The sequence below is a fragment of the Catellatospora bangladeshensis genome (genome assembly GCF_016862575.1).
Lineage (GTDB): Bacteria > Actinomycetota > Actinomycetes > Mycobacteriales > Micromonosporaceae > Catellatospora > Catellatospora bangladeshensis.
In genome coordinates this window covers 32685-49591 of the sequence record NZ_BONF01000017.1, presented here as the reverse complement: position 1 = coordinate 49591, position 16907 = coordinate 32685, and the positions used below count along the sequence as shown (strand labels likewise).

The window sequence follows — 16907 nt, the reverse complement described above, 5'->3', positions numbered from 1 at the left end:
CACAGTGCAGCTCACTCAGCGTGACTGCAATTGGTTGCTGTCGCGCGCTTCAGGCGACAGCGCGGGCCGCATCAATCTAGATCGATAACATAATTCGTGTAACGGACGATGTGCTGGTCAGCCGAACGTTCTCGCCGATATGCCGGCGACTAATTGTCCGATTGCATCCAGACTCTGCTCACCTGTCTTGCTTGCTGAAGCGCCCTTATGCGGCATTAAGGTGCACGAGCCATTTCTACTTCAAGCAACGAATTGGAGGCGTGGTGGGTCATTCCGCCATGCGCTCGCGCGTGTTCTCGGCTGGTTCTGACGTATCCCGTCGGTGGTCGGCCACGCGATCGATCGCGATGCTATTGACAGCGGCGCTTGCTGTCACAATGTCTGATCTGCCGAAGCCGCAACAGGCATACGGCGCTGGTGACTCTGTGACGAAATCGGGGAATGAGCTATCCCGGCCCGATGAGGCTGCGGCTCTGGTGACCGCTCGGGTGAGCGGGCGGCGCGTAGAAATCACGAGCCTGAAGAACGAATACGATCAGGCCTTCGCCACCCCCGAGGGAGTGGTGGAGTGGGAACACCGCGTAAGGCCCGTCCGAGTCCTGCGCAACGGCCGATGGGTGCCCACCGACACCAGTCTCGAGATTCGTCCAGATGGCAGTGTGGCTCCGAAGGCGGCCGCGGTGGCACTCGCGTTCTCCGGAGGTGGTTCGGGCGCTCTCGTATCGATCACCGACAGCGGGAGGTCGGTGAGCCTCGGGGCTCCGGTTGCTTCGCTGCCCAAACCAGTGCTCTCAGGAGACACTGCGACCTACCCAGAAGTACTCCCCGGCGTCGACCTGCAGGTAACGGCGGATGTCGAGGGCTTCTCCCAAGTGCTGGTGGTGAAGACCCCCCAGGCGGCGGCGAACCCCAAGCTAGCTCGGTTGGACTTCTCCACGACCACTAAGGGCGTCAAGGTCGCGAAGGAGGCCGGCGGCAATCTGCGCGTAGCCGACGCGAAGGGCGTCGAGGTATTCCGGGGCAGTGCACCTCAGATGTGGAACGATGCAGCTCAGCGTGACGTCCCGGTTAAGGTCCGGGAAGGCGAAGACCTGTCGGACGGATCAGCTGCACGCGTCGCCGGCCGTCTCCCGGTCCGCAAGACCATGACTACCAGCGTTTCATCGCATCTGATAAGCCTGGTCCCGGACCAGGGGATGCTAAGCAGCCCTACAGGCAACCTGCCGCTATACATCGACCCGGGCCTGAGCCTGTCCCGCGGCAACTGGGGCTATGTCGACTCGGCCTTTCCGACGACGAGCTACTGGAACACGTCTGCCGAAGCCAGTGTGGGCGTCACCAACAACGGCATTCGCCGCTCATACTTCAACGTGCCGATCAACGGCAAGCTGGCCAACAAGTACGTGACCTCGGCGACTTTCAACACGAACAATACGTTCTCGTACTCCTGCGTGGCGAAAGCGGTCGAGCTCTGGGCGACGGGGTCGATCTCGCCGAGCATGAAGTGGAGCACGGGCCAGCCGTCCTGGACAAGCCTGCAGCAGTCGAAGACATTCGCCCACGGAAACGGCTCTTCATGCCCCAGTGCGCCTGAGACATTCAACATTGTTAATCAGGTTCGGGCGGCCGCTTCCAACAATCTGTCGAGTATGACGTTCGGCCTGCGGGCCACTTCAGAGACGGACCCGGCGGCGTTCAAGCGTTTCAGCAACAACCCCACCATCACGGTCAACTACACCACGTACGCGATGACCGCCAACCGGTCCACCGCTCCGTCGACGATCTGCGCGACCGGCACCGGGCGGCCTTACATCAACACCGCGACGCCGCAGCTCGCCACGACCGTCTCCGATGCAGACAACTCACCGGTCAGAGCGCTGTTCGAATGGTGGGCGGTCGGCGGCACCGCCGCGATCGGCGGAGCGACCACCGGTTATGCGCCGTCCATGACCAGGTTCACGACGACCGTGCCCGCCGGCGCGTTCAGCGACGGTGGCAGCTACCAATGGCGTGTGCGTGGCGCCGATGCCACCATTGCCGGCAACTGGTCTCCATGGTGCGAACTCACGGTCGACGTCACCGCGCCACATGCCGGCCCGACCGTGTCGTCGGCAACCTACCCAGCCGGAGAATGGCACGGCAGCGCCGGGACGGCCGCCGACTTCGTCATCGGTGCGGCCGGCGTCGCTGACGTGTCTGCGTATTCATACGGCTTCGACACGAATCCGCCGACGGTCGTCGTCAGCGCCTCGAGTCTCGGTGCCGACGTCAGCATCAACCTCACGCCTATGGCGGACGGTCCGCACAAACTCTTCGTGCAGTCCCAAGACCGGGCGGGCAACCTGTCTCCGATCACCGAGTACGGATTCAACGTGGGAGACGGCGCGATCGTCAGCCCGGTGAGCGGCGACACGTCCGCAGGGTGGGTGGCCCTGCAGGGTGCCGCGCAGCCGACCGCGACGGGGATGACCTACCAGTGGCGCCGCGGTGACGCGGACGGCTGGGCCACCGTTCCGGCCGCCGACGTCACCGTCGCCTCGGGCGGTGGTCCCGTCACCTGGCCTGTCCCGAGCAGCGGTGTCGGCAGCTTCCCCAAGCTGACCTGGAACATGGCCAAGACCGTCAACGACGCCGAGGCCGGACCCGACGCCCTCGACGGTCCCCTGCAGATTCAGGCGGTGTTCGTCGGTGGCAGCGGCGGTACCTCCAGCGTCGTCAAGTTGACCTTGGATCGCAACCGGGCGTCAGCCGCATCGGCCCAGGTCGGTCCAGCACACGTCAACCTGCTCACCGGCAATGCGACTCTTTCTGCCAATGATGTGTCGGTCGCGGCCCTGGCCGTCGGCCGGATGTTCAACACGCGGCAGGCGGGCGGCACTGACCCGATGTTCGGCCCCGGCTGGACGTCGAGCGTTCTAGCAGCTGGCGCGCAGGCGCCGTACACGGGTCTGACGGTGACGGGCTCGCTGGTTCAGGCGAGCCTTCCGGATGGCGCCATCGTCGGTTTCACCAAGAAGACCGTCACCGGCATGGGCGCGGACTACGACTCCGAGCCGGGGAAGGAGGGGCTGACCCTCAAGTACGTCACGAACGGTGACAAGTACACCATAACCGACTCCGACGGCACCGTGACCACCTTCACCCTGCCCACAGGTGCCGCTGTCGGCCAGTACGTGCCCACCGCCGTCAACGTCGCCGGGTCGAACACGACAACGACTCTTTCATGGGAGAAGGCGACAGTCGACGGTGTCGAGGTCATGCGGCCGACGCGGATGCTCGCGCCTATCCCGTCCGGCGGTCTGACAGACTGCGGCGACCTGACGGCGGACGCGGCTAAGGGCTGTCGTGCGCTGACGTTCAGCTATGCAGCCACATCGACCGCCACAGGCACAGACGAAGCGGTGTGGGGCGACTGGACCGGACGTGTCAAGGAGATCGCGTTCAGCGCATGGAGCCCGACCCATTCGGAAATGCAGACCCAGGTCCTCGCCCGGTACGCCTACGACAACAACGGCCGCTTGCGCGCGTCGTGGGACCCCCGGCTGGACCACGACGGCCAGCACCTGTCCGAGCGCTACGACTACGACGGCGACGGTCTCCTCACGCAAATGCGCCCCAACGCCCAGGAGCCGTGGCAGTTCACGTACAGCACGATCCCAACCGATCCCGCGAAGGGCCGCCTCGGTCAGGTCTCACGCTCGGCGCTCAGTGCAGGCATCGCGAAGACCACGGTTGTCTACCACGTGCCCACGGCCGGAACAGGCGCGCCTCATGACCTGTCGGTTACTCAGACCGCTCGTTGGGGCCAGACCGAAGCGCCGGTGGAAGCAGCGGCGGTGTTCCCGCCGACTCAGGTTCCCGACGGGGACCAGGCCGCAGGCGCGATGCCTTCGAGCTTCGAACGCGCCACGGTGACCTACCTCGACGCGAACGGCCGTGCCGTCAACACCGCCGCACCTGGGGGTGGCATTTCGGCCGTATGGTATGACCAGTATGGCAACGCCGTGCGTGGCCTCGATGCCGCCAATCGACAGCAGGCGCTCGACGCTTCCGGAAGTGACAGCATCGCCGACGAGGCGGCGATGGCCGCAGCTATCTCGACGATCAGCGTCTTCTCCATAGATGGTCAACGACTGCTCGAGACCTTCGGGCCTGAGCATGATGTCACGCTGGCATCGGGAGCCGCGGTACGTGGTCGGGCACACTCCGTGACTAGTTTCGACCAGGGGGCTCCGGCCGGAAGCTTCAACCTGCCCACCTCTGAGGTCGAATCCGTGCGCTTCCGCGACGCCATGGGTATGCCGGTGGACGCGGATGCCCGGACCACCAACACGTCCTACGACTGGTCGCTTCGGCTGCCCACTGCCGTCACGGTGGATCCCGGCGGTCTGAACCAGATCACTCGCACCGGCTACGACGCCTATGGCCGGATCGTGAGCCAGACCGCACCAGCCGGCGGCGCTTCCGACACCACGCCGGCCACCAGGCTCACGGTCTACTACAGCGGCGCCGCCAACAGCGCCCATCCCCAGTGCGGCCAGCACGCCGAGTGGGAAGGCATGGTTTGCCAAACCGCAGCGGCGGGCCAGCCGACATCCGGTTCTCCGCTACCGACCACGACATACCAGTACGACTATTACGGTCAGCCCACCGTGGTCACCGAAGCAACCACGGCAGGAACTCTGCGTACGACGACGACCACCTACGACTTGGCCGGCCGGGCATCTACGACAGCCGTATCCGCACCGGGTCTGGGTGAGGCTCTGCAGGTTAGGAAGAACGTCTACGATCCGACCACCGGATGGCTGACCCGCACACAGACCCTCAACGGGTCGCTCGTCACGGCCGAGGTCGTTCGCACTTACGACAGCCTTGGACGGCACGCTGGCTATACCGACGCCGATGGCAATCTCTCCATCACCACCTACGACATCGCGAGCCGTCCGCTGACGATGAACGATGGCAAGGCAACCCGCACCTACGCCTACGATGAGGGAAGCGAGCGGCGTGGGCTGGTCACATCGGTGACGGATTCGAGCGCCGGAACCATTTCCGGCTCCTACGACGTCGGCGGCAACGTGACCAGCCAGGTCTGGCCCAACGGAATGCACCTGACCTCCACGGCGAACGAGATCGGCGAGACCGTCAGCCTGGCTTACACTCAGCCGAACTGCGGCCAGGCCGACTGCACGCTCTATTACGAGCAGGTGACCACTAACATCCACGGCCAGTGGCTGACGCGCGCCTCCAGCCTGTCGGCTCAGGTATTCGGGTACGACCAGGCGGGCCGGCTGACACGTGTGGGAGACGCTGTCAACGGGCAGTGCACCACCCGCGCGTACACGTATGACACCGCGACCAACCGCACTGGCCTGACGAACTACGGCCCGGCAGACGACGGCAACTGCCAGACCACCAGTCCGGCAGGTACCACGACGTGGTCCTTCGACAGCGCGGATCGGGCCACCTCGAGTGGCTACACCTACGACACCGTTGGGCGGACCTTGACTGTGCCCAGCTCGGACACCGCGATCCCCGCCAGCGGCTCAGCGGCGGTGACGTACCACGCCAACGACATGGCCCGCTCGATCACGCAGGGCAGCCGGACGGCGACGTACACGTTGGATGTGATCTCGAACCGGTACAGGTCCTGGACCGACAACCAGACCGGGACGAACGTCACGAAGACTAACCACTTCACTGCCGACGTGGACACCCCGTCTTGGACCGACGAAGGCGACGGCAGCTATACCCGCCCGGTCCTCGGCCTCGTCGGTGTAGCCGGTGTCCAGACCGCGACCGGAAAGGTTTGGTCGCTGACCAACATGCGCGGGGACTTCGTCGCCGGCATGACCGACAATGGGGCGGGTCTGGCATACACCGGCCAGTTCACCGAGACCGGTCAGCCCAGTGAAGGCGTCGGCACCCGGCGCTACGGCTGGCTCGGCAATGCCCAACGTGCCGCGGACAATCCTGGCGGATTCGTCTTGATGGGGGCGCGGATCTACACCCCGGGCAGCGGCAGGTTCCTCTCCACCGACGCAGTTTACGGTGGGAACGCCAATTCGTACGAGTACTGCGCGGCAGACCCGGTCAACTGTGTCGACACGACCGGCCTGTGGAAGCGCAAGTCCTACTGGTGGGGTCAGAAGGTCCTGTTCAACAAGTCGGAGACCCGCTTTCTGGGATACTGGCTCCATGACTGGCCGCTGGACTCCTGGGGAGTGTTCGCCACCTTGGGCGCCGGCGTGGTCTGGGCGGCGAAGCATATCGCCGCCGCCCTGCTCAGCGCTGCTGTCGGGCCTTATCTGGTGATCGCTGGGATAGCCGTGGCCGGATATCTATTCTGGGTGGGCTCGGTGTTCGATCGCGCCTACGAGGCCGGTAAGTGCGGACAGCTCAGCCGACCCTGGGGCACCGGCCTTCTTAGCTACGTGCCCGGTAGTTACCGAGATGGATGCAGCTGGTGATACATCGCGTGATCGGGTATGGGCTCAGCGCCGTCCTTTTGGTGGCCGTCAGCGCCCTGCTGGTAGCGGACCTAATGCGGGAGGAGAATGCTGGGCGGAGAATCGGCTTGGTCTTCTACCTCGTGATGGCCGTGGTCGCCATGGTCGCGTGCGCTGTCGCAGCCACGCGAGCGTGGCGACGTATGAGGACCAAGTAGGGGCGTGAGCTGTCTACAAGAGAGACGAGGTCCACAGAGGGCGGGATCCAAACGTCTCGTGCCGCTGGCACCCGAACGTCTGACTCGATCCTGGCAGTTCAGGCCGCCTCCAGTGCTTGATCGGCTCTCAGGCTGCTAGCCAGCTCTTCTAGCGGCTGGTCGCAACACACCCGTCGAGGGCCCCGGAGGTTGACCTTCGGGGCCCTCGACGACGGCAGATGCGGTCTGCTCGCAGGCGCGAGCAGGCCGCCACGTTCGCCGAGCCGCCCGACCACGAAGACACCGAGGCAGACGGGGATCCGCGAGGCTCGGCGCTGGCGTGCTCCCGCCGTACCCCGCCCCGCTCCCGACCGTTACTGTCGGCCTATGTCCGGCCCTGGAGACGTGCCACCACAGATCCTGGAGCGGCTGCGACCGATCTGCCGACGGCTGCCTGAAACGTACGAGGAACCGGCCTGGATCGGCGTCCGCTGGCGGATCCGCGCGCGGACTGTCGGCCACGTCTACACGCCGGACCCGAAGCGTTTTCCGGACTACGCCCGGCTGACGATCGCCGGCCAGGCGCCGACTGTGATGACGTTTCGCGCGCCCATCGACGATCTGCTCGGCCTGACCGCCCGCGGCTTCCCGTTCTTCCGCGCCCCATGGGGCCCTAACGTGGCCGCTGTCGTCCTCGGTGACCACACCGACTGGACCGAGGTCGCCGAACTGCTCACCGACAGCTACTGCGAGATGGCCCCGAGATTTCTCGCCGCCCAGGTCGTCATTCTCCCGCCGAGCGCCTGATTCACAGGGTGGACTAGGGACAGCAAGCCGTCGTCACCTGCAACGTCCCGATCATCTGCATACGACCGCCATGTCTGTCTGCGGCCGATGAGTCCGGTGCCTCCCATCGTGGACTCAGGGCTGCTATCGGTGGCGTCATCGGCCACAGGCCACTGGCTGTGATCAGCATCGACGGTTCCGCAGCCGACTCTCGCCGAAGTGCAGGGCATGGTCGGCAGCGGCGAGCTGCGTTATGTGCTGCTGCCCGCGGCGGCCCGGCCGCAGAAGCCGCTGCGCGGGATGCCTGCGGCCGTTTCGGCTGACCGGCCAGCGGAAAGGAGCCGGCCCGGCGCTCACGACGCGGCTCGGATGTCCGTGACGAGCGGAGTTCACCGTGCGGGCGGCCTATGTGGCCGGTATGGCGATCTGGAACCTGTTTCCACCGCCCGGTCTGGGCGTGACGGTGGCGGTGCCGTTGTGGGCTGCGGCGGCCTGCGCCACGATGGCCAGGCCGAGGCCGGAGCCGGCGACGGCGCGGGAGGTGTCCAGCCGGTGGAACCGGTGGAAGACACGTTCGCGCTCGTCGGCGGGGATGACGGGATTGCGGTCCAGGACGCTGATATGCGCGGTGCGGGACGCCCCGGGTCCGGTGCTCAGGTGCAGTTCCACGGTCTGGCCGACAGCCCCGAACTTGGCGGCGTTGTCGAGCAGGTTGACCATGGCGCGTTGCAGGGTCGCCGGCCGGACCCGGGCGGTAACGGTGTCCGGCGCGTGCAGCCGGAACCGGGTCTGGGGGAAGTGGGCTTCGGCGAGGCTGATCGCCGACTCGCCCAGCTCGGTGAGGTCGACGGCGGTCATCGGTTCGTCGGTGGTGCGGGAGCGGGCGAGGTCGACGAGGTTGGCGACGAGGTCGGCCAGTTCGACGCTCTGCAGGTCGAGGTCGGACAGCAGGGCGGTCCGGTCGCCGTCGGTGAGGCGGTCGCCGGCGTGGATGAGGACCTCGACGTTGGTGCGCATGCTGGCCATGGGGGTGCGCAGCTCGTGCGCGGCGTCCTCGATGAGGTCGCGTTGCTGCTGCTGGGCGTCGCCGAGCCGGGTGAGCATGTGGTTGAACGCCTGTCCGAGCCGGGCGATCTCGTCGTGGCCGGCGGTGGGGATGGGGCTGCTCAGGTCGCGGGTCTCGGCGACATGGGTGGCCGCGGCGGTGAGCTGGCCGACGGGGCGCAGCCCGGCGCGGGCGACGAACCGGCCGGCGACGGCGGCCACGGCGGCCGCGGCGACGATCAGCGCCGCGATGAGGGTGCCGAACCGCTGCACGGTGGCATCGGCGCTGGCCAGCGAACGGGCGAGCTGAATGGTCTGCCCGTGTGGGCCGGTGAACGTCAGCACCCGGAAGCGGCCCTGGTCGGTGTCGGCGGTGTACGTGCTGCGGGCGCGCGCGCCGGAGGCGACGGCCTCGTCGTCGGCGGTCCACGGCAGCGGCGTGCTGGCGCGGGGCACGGTGATGGTGCCGGTCGGGAAGCGGATCTGCATCCGCACGTCCTGCTGGGCGTCCAGCGGATTCGGCGGGATGTTCGCGGCGGTGGCCGGGGTCAGGTCGCTGAGCGGTCCTGCGGCGATGGCTTGCAGTTCACGGTCGGTCTGCGAGATGAGGGTCTGGTGCAGGGCCAGCAGCGCCAGAATCCCGACCGCGACGGCCACCACGGTGACGGCCGCGGCGGCGATGATGGTCAGCCGGTTGGTCAGCGAAGGCCTGCCGGTCACGGGCGCTGCTCGCCGGATCGGAGCACGAAGCCGACGCCGCGGACGGTGTGCAGCAGGCGCGGGCGGTCGTCGGCTTCGAGTTTGCGGCGCAGGTAGCCGATGTACACGTCGAGGCTGTTGGACGACTGGTTGAGGTCGAAGCCCCAGACGTGCTCGAACAGCTGAGCGCGCGACAGCACCCGGCCCTGGTGTTCGAGCAGGGTCTGCAGCAGGCTGAACTCTGTGCGGGTCAGCTCGATCGCGACGTCGCCGCGGCGCACCTGCCGGGTGGAGCGGTTCAGGGTGAGATCGCCGATGCTGAGCGCGTCGTCGGCGGCGGCCGCCGGGGTGGTGCGCCGCAGCAGGGCACGTATGCGGGCGAGCAGTTCCTGCAGGGCGAAGGGTTTGACGAGGTAGTCGTCGGCGCCGGCGTCCAGGCCGGCGACGCGGTCGGCGACGGCGTCGCGGGCGGTGAGCATCAGCACCGGGGTGTGGTCGGCGGCCTGGCGCAGCCGCCGGCAGGTGTCCAGGCCGTCCAGCACCGGCATCATGACATCGAGCAGCAGCAGGTCGGGCCGAAGGTCGTGGGTCTTGGCCAGGGCTTCGGCTCCGTCGGCGGCGAGGTGGACGGTGTAGCCCTCCAGCCGCAGGGCGCGATCGAGGGACTGGCGCACGGACGCGTCGTCGTCGGCGACCAGTACCTGGCTACCCGGTGTCATGGGACCACGATAGGGACCGGCCAGGCTGGCCTGCGGTTTTCTTAGCCAATTCTTAGGTCCTCGTCACCGGCTGTCACTGGTATGCGCCGTTTCGGGTGCCTCCGACCTTTTCTTAAAGAATTCTTAGGCTTTCCACCGGGGTTTCTTAGATTCAGCCACCACGCTGTCGGGTGTTCACCTTCAGTAAACCCCGGATTCAGCCGCTGTTCACCTAGTGACCGGCGGCCTCGGGGCGAGAGAAATGGTACGCGAATGCGACTGCGCCCGCGCTCAGCGCCGACGGGACCTGACAAGGGCGGCGGCCCTGCCCGACCCGTCCCGGGCAGGACAGCCGACGACCAGACCGGCCACGCGCTGCGCGCGCCGAGCCCGCTGCACGCGTTCAACCGTTACGAGATCAAGTACCTGGTGCCGACCGAGCGCCTGGCGGCCATCCGTGACGAGTTGCGCGCTCGGCTCGACCTGGACAGTCACGCCACCGAGGGCGGCTACGGCGTGTGGAGCGTCTACTACGACACCCGGCTGCTGCGCTTCTACTGGGAGAAGATCGAGGGACTGCGGTTCCGGCGCAAGCTGCGGGTGCGCCACTACGGCGACCGCACCACCATCGACGACGACGCCACCGTGTACGTCGAGATCAAGCAGCGGGTCAACCGGGTCACCCAGAAGCGCCGCGTCGCCATGCCCTACGGCGACGCGCGCCTGCTGTGCGACGGCCGCCAGATGGTGCGGCACAAGCCCGGCCAGACGGGCTTCATCCAGGAGGTCCTGGGCCTGGTACAGGGGCTGGACCTGCGGCCGACGGCGATGACCGGCTACCAGCGCGAGGCCTACGTCGGCCGCGACGCCGACCTGGGCCTGCGGGTCACCCTCGACCACCGGGTCCGCGGGCGCGACCGCGAGTTCGACCTCGGCTCCGAGGCCGAGAACCGGCTGATCATCCCGGCGTCGCTGTCGGTGCTGGAGGTCAAGGCCAACGACCGCGTCCCCTACTGGCTGACCGACCTGGCCGCCCGCGCCGAGCTGAACGTCGTGCGCGTGTCGAAGTACTGCCAGAGCGTCGAGGCGTTCGGCCGCGCCCCGCGCTCGCTGTTCCACATCCCCGACTACGACGCCGAGGGCACCGCCCCGGCCGAGGGCACCGACGACCTGAACCTCTCCGAAGCCGCCGCTGCAGGCGCACCGGCGCTGATCACGAAAGCAACCCGATGAACTTCGAACTCCAGGACCTCACCGGCACGTTCAGCGTCACCGACATCGTCATGGCGATGTCGCTGGCGTTCCTGCTCAGCGCGTTCATCGGCTGGGTGTACCGGGCTACGCACCGCAACGTGTCCTACAGCCAGTCCTACGTGCAGACCCTCGTCATCCTCGGCATGCTCGTCTCGCTGATCATGCTGGTCGTCGGTTCCAACATCGCCAGGGCCTTCGCACTGGTCGGTGCGCTGTCGGTGGTCCGGTTCCGCAACGCCATCAAGGAGACCCGCGACGTCGGGTTCATCTTCCTGGTCATGGGCGTCGGCATGGCCGTCGGCACACGCTTCTACAGCCTCGCCGTGGTCGCGACCGTGGCGATCTGCCTCGTGATCTTCGTGATGTTCCGGTTCTCCTGGTTCCAGCTGTCCGTGCAGCGCCAGGTCGTCAAGGTGCAGGTCCCGCCGGAGGGCAACTACACCGCCGCCATCAACGACGCGCTGATCGCGCACACCACCGAGTTCGAGCTGGTCAGCATGGAGTCGATCCGCGGCGGGGCGCTCACCGAGCTGATGTACACGGTGCGGCTGAAGAAGGGCAGCGAGCCCGGCGACCTGATCGCCGCGCTGAGCCAGCTCACCGCCGGCCAGCGGGTCACCGTGCTCACCGGATACGACCAGACGGACCTGTGATGGCAGCCAACCCCGTACCGGAGCCCGCGGCGCCGCCGCCGCGGGCCCGGCTCAAGCACCGCATCCCGGTGCGCGTACGCCACTACTGGAAACTGCTGGCCACCTGCGTGGCCGTGGTCGCCGTGCTGGTCGTGGTCGCCGGCAACGTGCGCATCGCCCCGATCGTGACCAGCCAGGCCTCCGGCAAGCACGACGAGGTGATCCAGAACATCGAGGGCACCGTCGACCTGTTCGACGCGACCGTCGCGCACACGGTGACGATCACCTACGCCGAGGCCGACTACCAGCGCATGTTCGACGAGTACATGGCAACCGGGGAGAAGGAGTACGTGCGCGTCGACGCCACGATCGACGGCACCCTGATCCGCGACGTCGGCATCCGGCTCAAGGGCAACTCGACCCTGTCCGGCGTCACCCACGAGGGCAAGACCAGGTCGCTGTTCGGGGACCGGGAAGGCGGTCCGGGCGGCGGCGGATTCCCGGGTATGCCCGAAGGAGGGTTCCCCGGCATGCCCGAAGGCGGCATGCAGCAGCCGCCCGGCGGCGGGGGCGACAACCCCGGCGGTGGCCAGGGCCGGCCCGGCGGGATGATGGGTGGCGGGCCCGGCGGGTTCGGGCGGACGAGCCTGGACAGCGCCAAGCCCGAGGAACTGCCGTGGCTGATGAGCTTCGACGAGTTCGCTGACGGCCGCCGATACCAGGGCCGCAGTGAGGTCGCGGTGCGGGTGTCGGGCATGGGCGGCGGTTCGACCGTGGTCAACGAGGCCCTGTCGCTCGCGGTCGCCCAGGCCGCGGGTCAGCCGGCGCAGCGCTACTCCTACACCGCGTTCGAGGTCAACGGCCGCCCGGTCAAGGCTCGGCTGCTGGTCGAGCACCCGGACGAGGACTTCGCCGACCGGCTCGGCAACGGCGTGCTCTACAAGTCCCTGGCCACCGGGCAGTTCACCTACCAGGGTGAGGACCCGACCGAGTACGCCGAGGACTTCAAGCAGGTCAACAACAAGGGCAGCCACGACCTCGCGCCGGTCATCGACCTGGTGAAGTGGGCCAACGAGGCATCCGATGCCGACTTCGACGCCCATCTGGGCGATCACGTCGACATCGAGTCGTTCGCCGAGTACCTGGCCCTGCAGAACCTGGTGCTCAACTTCGACGACATGTCGGGTCCGGGCAAGAACTACTACCTGTGGTACAACCTCGACACCAAGAAGTTCCAGGTCATCAGCTGGGACCACAACCTGACGTTCAGCGGCAGCGCCACTGCCGGTCCACACGACAGCATGTCCATGGGCGGCGGCCGGGGCGGTTTTCCCGGTGGCGGGGACTTCCAGCCGCCCGAGGGCATGGAACTGCCGGAAGGGTTCACCCCTCCAGAAGGCGGGCGGCCCGGCGGGATGATGGGTGGCAACAAGCTCAAGGAGCGATTCTTGGCGTCGAACGCGTTCAAGAAGGCCTACGAGGATGCCTACCGCGAGCTGTACGGCAAGATCTACGCCGATAAGGCGGCCGAGAAGGCTCTCGACCAGATCACGACCACGCTCGGCAAGGTGCAGGGCGCTGACGCCGCCGCCGTCAAGACCGACGTCGACAAGCTGCGCAGCACGGTCCAGCAACGGGCCGAGTCCCTCGCCGAGGACGAAGTGATCAAAGCCTGACCGAGGCGATGCGGGATGCCGAGGCGACCGCCACACCGCGGTCGCCTCGGTGTCCGTCGTGCTCTGCGCCGACAGCCAGACCGCAGCCGGCTGCCGCCACGGAGACGGCGAGGTACGGCAAGGGCACGGCCTCCAATTGCCGTTGCGGCATGGAGGTCAACGATCGGCGGTCAGCTCATTGTCCGGCTGATAACGGTACGCAGCCTCACGTACCGCCTCGTCGCTTTCCAGCCCGGCTCCCAGCGCCCCGCCGAGTGTGCCGAGAGAACTCGCCAACCACGCCAGCTGCACCTGGTCACCGATACCGACCGGATGACCGACGGCAGCGGCGATCAGATCCGCCGGAACCATGACGAGCACGCCGACCGCGGTCAGCACCATCAGCTCGCCGTACAGCGCCGCCGCGCCGATGACGACGGTGAGAATCGTGACGATGTTGAACAGGGCCACCTGCTGGCGGATCGGCCGACCGGCAGCCCGGGGCGGCATCCGCTCCCACAGGCCGGCACCGAGTACGAGGCTCAGCACCACCGCCAGCAGCGAACCGACGGTGAGGATGCTCAGCCGCACCGGCCCCAACGAGTTCGCCAGCCGCCAGATGTCGCTCGTCACCAGCGCGAGGACGTCGACGGCCAGGGCCGCTGCCAGAGCTCGGGAGAGCCGCGAAACCAGTCGCCACGGCCGGTTGGCTCGCAGCATGCCCAGCAGGAGCCGCAGATTTCCGGTCAGTACGCCGGTGATCAAACCGAAGGCTCCGGTGTCAGCCGCCGGCGACTCGTTCAGCTCGCGCGTCCGCCGGTACAGGGCCACCTGGCGCCGCCGGACGGCGCGATCATCGAGGTCCGCGTTCCCCGGGTCGACGTCGCCCAGCAGCGCCTCGATCAGGCGCGCGATCGCGTCCTCGGCCCGGCGGGTCACACTGACCGCGCCCAGCGCAGGCAGGGACAGCACGGCGACACCGTGCGTGGCGCTCGCGTGGGCGACCACCGGCCGGCGCTGGGTCGCCAGCGGTAGATCGGTGATGCAGACGGCCATGTGCCAGCCTTCGTCCAGCAGCCTGCGCCGTGCGGCGTCGACCAGCCGATTCAGGTCTGCCGGGGCGTCGACCAGCCGATCCACGGCCAGCCGTATCTGCCAGTCGCCCTCCGGCAGCCGAACGGAGACGAGGTCGGTCAGGTCCGCCAGCACACTCTGTGCCAGATCGGCAGCCGGCCCCGGTGACGCGACCAGTCCGATCACGGTCATCTCAACTCACCGGCCGACGCGCTCGCCGCCCCAACCGAGTCGTCGACGGTTGCCGTCGTCATCGTGCACCTCCTGGCAGAGGTGTCGCCACCGGCACGGTGCGCGGTCACACGCAGCTCATGCACCTGCCCCGATCCGGTGATCGACCGTCACTCGGCGATGGTCAATCATGCTACGGCAACCCCGGCCGGCGAGGGACGGCTCAGATCATCCCGGCACCCTGCCGCGCAGCCGTACGACGTGTTGATCATCTGGGTGGCCTTTGGCATGGCCCTTCGTGCGGGTTCGGAACGTCGACCATGTTTCACCCCGTCACTGACGGGTAGTAGGGAAAACTTGGTTCGCATGTGATTCGGGTCGCGTCGTCGGCATGACGGTGCGCGCTCAACGGACAGTTGGTGCTGCTGGCCTTACACGCACCTCGCTTTCAGCACTTTTGCGAGCTTGCCCGTGCTGCCGGGTGACGGCTGAAACAGTCGGTAAAGATGTCGAACCCGGTGCGCCGCCCGACTGCATCACCGTCAGAGAAGGTGATCAATCATGTCCGAGCTCATGCAGGAGACACCGGACCGCTACGGGGCCTATCCGCGGCTGAGCGCCGAGCAGATCGACGCGCTGGCCTCCCGCGGGCGGCGCCGGACAACCGGCACCGGCGACATTCTGTTCCACGAGGGGGATCCGAGCTACGACTTCCACGTCATCCTGTCCGGTGCCGTCGCCCTTATCGAGGGGTACGGCACCCCGGCCGAACGGGAGATCGGCGTGCACGGACCGGGCCGATTCCTCGGCGAGCTCAGCCTGCTGGCAGGCCAGCCGGCGTTGCTGAGCGCCGTCGTCCGCGAGCCCGGCGAGGTGCTCAGCATCCCGGTCGACGACGTGCGCGCCCTGGTCGCCCACGACCCGACACTCGGCGACCTCATCCTGCGGGCGTACATGATCCGCCGCTCCTTGCTGATCGAGTTGGGTGCCGGCATCCGGATCATCGGCTCGCGCTACTCCGCCGACGCGCGCCGGCTGCGCGACTTCGCCGCCCGCAACCGGCTGCCGTACCGCTGGATCGACGTCGAGCAGGACCCCACCGCCGAGACGCTGCTGCGCCAGCTCGGCGTCACCCCCCAGGAGACGCCGGTGGTCATCTGGCGCGGCCAGGAGGTGCTGCGCAACCCGTCCAACGACGAGCTCGCGCGGGTCGTCGGGCTCGCGGAGCCGAGCATCGGCGGCTCCGACTACGACGTGGTCGTGGTGGGCGCGGGCCCTGCCGGGCTGGCCGCGGGCGTGTACGCGGCGTCGGAGGGTCTGTCGGTCGTGGTCCTCGACGCGGTCGCGGCGGGCGGGCAGGCCGCCACCTCGTCCCGGATCGAGAACTACCTCGGCTTCCCGGGCGGGATCTCCGGCGCGGAGCTGGCCGAGCGGGCCGCGCTGCAGGCCCGCAAGTTCGGCGCCCGGATGACCGTGCCGGCCTCGGTCACGGCGCTGGACGCACACGACGGGTTCCACCTGATACGGCTGGCCGACGGCACCGAGATCACGACCCGGGCCGTGCTGATCACGACAGGCGCCCGCTACCGCAAACTGCGGGTGCCCCGGCTGGCCGAGTTCGAAGGCACCAGCGTCTACTACGCGGCCACCACCGCCGAAGCTCAGCTGTGCCGTGGCGACCAGGTGGCCGTGGTCGGCGGCGGCAACTCCGCCGGGCAGGCGACCGTGTTCCTGGCCGGGCATGTGGCCCACGTCCACCTGATGATCATGCACGAGGACCTGAGCCGGGACATGTCGCGCTATCTCGCCGACCGCATCACCGCACTGCCCAACGTGACCGTCCACACCAACACCGAGGTATGCGAGCTGGCCGGACGCGACCGGCTGGAGGAGGTGGTCGTGGCCGACATGAAGACCGAACACTGCCGGCGCATCCCGGCCACCGCCCTGTTCGTGTTCATCGGAGCCGAGCCGTGCACCACCTGGCTGGACGAGCAGGTCGCCGTCGACCACCACGGATACGTGCTCACCGGCCCGGACGTGCCCGCCGAGGCCGTCACCGACCTGCGCCAGGGCACACCCCGGCGGCCGTACCTGCTGGAGACGAGCCGGCTCGGCGTCTTCGCCGCAGGCGACGTGCGCAGCGGCTCCATCAAACGGGTCGCCTCCGCCGTCGGCGAGGGCGCCATGGCGATCCGGTTCGTCCATGAACACCTGCGCCTGCGCCAGGGCTGAACAGAAGCAGCCA

General features: G+C 67.8%; 9 protein-coding genes. 6 read left to right on the top strand and 3 right to left on the bottom strand.

The genetic code is table 11. The features are described from left to right. Positions 1 to 377: 377 nt before the first annotated feature. Both Cba03nite_RS16475 and Cba03nite_RS16470 read left to right on the top strand, forming a co-directional pair. On the top strand, positions 378 to 6470 hold the full coding sequence (locus tag Cba03nite_RS16475; RefSeq protein WP_203746687.1) for an RHS repeat-associated core domain-containing protein: 6093 nt from the start codon (positions 378 to 380) through the stop codon (positions 6468 to 6470). 563 nt (positions 6471 to 7033) lie between these two features. Beyond that, positions 7034 to 7453: an MmcQ/YjbR family DNA-binding protein gene (locus Cba03nite_RS16470; protein WP_203746686.1), complete on the top strand. Its 420-nt coding sequence runs from the start codon at positions 7034 to 7036 to the stop codon at positions 7451 to 7453. Positions 7454 to 7837: 384 nt separating this feature from the next. On the opposite strand, the gene Cba03nite_RS16465 is transcribed toward Cba03nite_RS16470, so the two are convergent. Continuing rightward, positions 7838 to 9196 carry a HAMP domain-containing sensor histidine kinase gene (locus Cba03nite_RS16465; RefSeq protein ID WP_203746684.1) on the bottom strand — a complete coding sequence of 453 codons (1359 nt, stop codon included), beginning with the start codon at positions 9194 to 9196 and terminating at the stop codon, positions 7838 to 7840. Continuing rightward, complete coding sequence (locus tag Cba03nite_RS16460; RefSeq protein ID WP_203746682.1) at positions 9193 to 9894, bottom strand: response regulator transcription factor; 702 nt, start codon at positions 9892 to 9894, stop codon at positions 9193 to 9195. Before Cba03nite_RS16460 ends, Cba03nite_RS16465 begins: the two co-directional genes overlap by 4 nt. Positions 9895 to 10146: 252 nt before the next feature. Here Cba03nite_RS16460 and Cba03nite_RS16455 point away from each other — a divergent pair, with 252 nt between their 5' ends. Genes Cba03nite_RS16455 through Cba03nite_RS40335 form a run of 3 tightly spaced genes read left to right on the top strand, consistent with a single transcriptional unit; the run spans position 10147 to position 13435 of the window. Further along, positions 10147 to 11106 carry a polyphosphate polymerase domain-containing protein gene (locus Cba03nite_RS16455; RefSeq protein ID WP_203746681.1) on the top strand — a complete coding sequence of 320 codons (960 nt, stop codon included), beginning with the start codon at positions 10147 to 10149 and terminating at the stop codon, positions 11104 to 11106. Continuing rightward, positions 11103 to 11780, top strand: a complete 678-nt coding sequence (locus Cba03nite_RS16450; RefSeq protein WP_203746680.1) for a DUF4956 domain-containing protein — start codon at positions 11103 to 11105, stop codon at positions 11778 to 11780. Before Cba03nite_RS16455 ends, Cba03nite_RS16450 begins: the two co-directional genes overlap by 4 nt. After that, positions 11780 to 13435 carry a CotH kinase family protein gene (locus Cba03nite_RS40335; protein ID WP_203746679.1) on the top strand — a complete coding sequence of 552 codons (1656 nt, stop codon included), beginning with the start codon at positions 11780 to 11782 and terminating at the stop codon, positions 13433 to 13435. The genes Cba03nite_RS16450 and Cba03nite_RS40335 overlap by 1 nt, the downstream gene beginning before the upstream one ends. Before the next feature lie 156 nt (positions 13436 to 13591). Here Cba03nite_RS40335 and Cba03nite_RS16440 read toward each other — a convergent pair whose 3' ends face one another. Beyond that, positions 13592 to 14680, bottom strand: a complete 1089-nt coding sequence (locus tag Cba03nite_RS16440; protein ID WP_203746678.1) for a hypothetical protein — start codon at positions 14678 to 14680, stop codon at positions 13592 to 13594. Positions 14681 to 15220: 540 nt separating this feature from the next. On the opposite strand from Cba03nite_RS16440, the gene Cba03nite_RS16435 reads away from it, so the two are divergent. After that, on the top strand, positions 15221 to 16894 hold the full coding sequence (locus Cba03nite_RS16435) for an FAD-dependent oxidoreductase (RefSeq protein WP_203746677.1): 1674 nt from the start codon (positions 15221 to 15223) through the stop codon (positions 16892 to 16894). The last annotated feature ends 13 nt before the right edge of the window (positions 16895 to 16907 follow it).

Bases quoted from the DNA above. Each gene is read 5' to 3' on its own strand.
- Cba03nite_RS16440 (WP_203746678.1), bottom strand. From the start codon at position 14,680: ATGACCGTGATCGGACTGGTCGCGTCACCGGGGCCGGCTGCCGATCTG.
- Cba03nite_RS40335 (WP_203746679.1), top strand. From the start codon at position 11,780: ATGGCAGCCAACCCCGTACCGGAGCCCGCGGCGCCGCCGCCGCGGGCC.
- Cba03nite_RS16455 (WP_203746681.1), top strand. From the start codon at position 10,147: ATGCGACTGCGCCCGCGCTCAGCGCCGACGGGACCTGACAAGGGCGGC.
- Cba03nite_RS16435 (WP_203746677.1), top strand. From the start codon at position 15,221: ATGTCCGAGCTCATGCAGGAGACACCGGACCGCTACGGGGCCTATCCG.
- Cba03nite_RS16475 (WP_203746687.1), top strand. From the start codon at position 378: ATGTCTGATCTGCCGAAGCCGCAACAGGCATACGGCGCTGGTGACTCT.
- Cba03nite_RS16460 (WP_203746682.1), bottom strand. From the start codon at position 9,894: ATGACACCGGGTAGCCAGGTACTGGTCGCCGACGACGACGCGTCCGTG.
- Cba03nite_RS16470 (WP_203746686.1), top strand. From the start codon at position 7,034: ATGTCCGGCCCTGGAGACGTGCCACCACAGATCCTGGAGCGGCTGCGA.
- Cba03nite_RS16450 (WP_203746680.1), top strand. From the start codon at position 11,103: ATGAACTTCGAACTCCAGGACCTCACCGGCACGTTCAGCGTCACCGAC.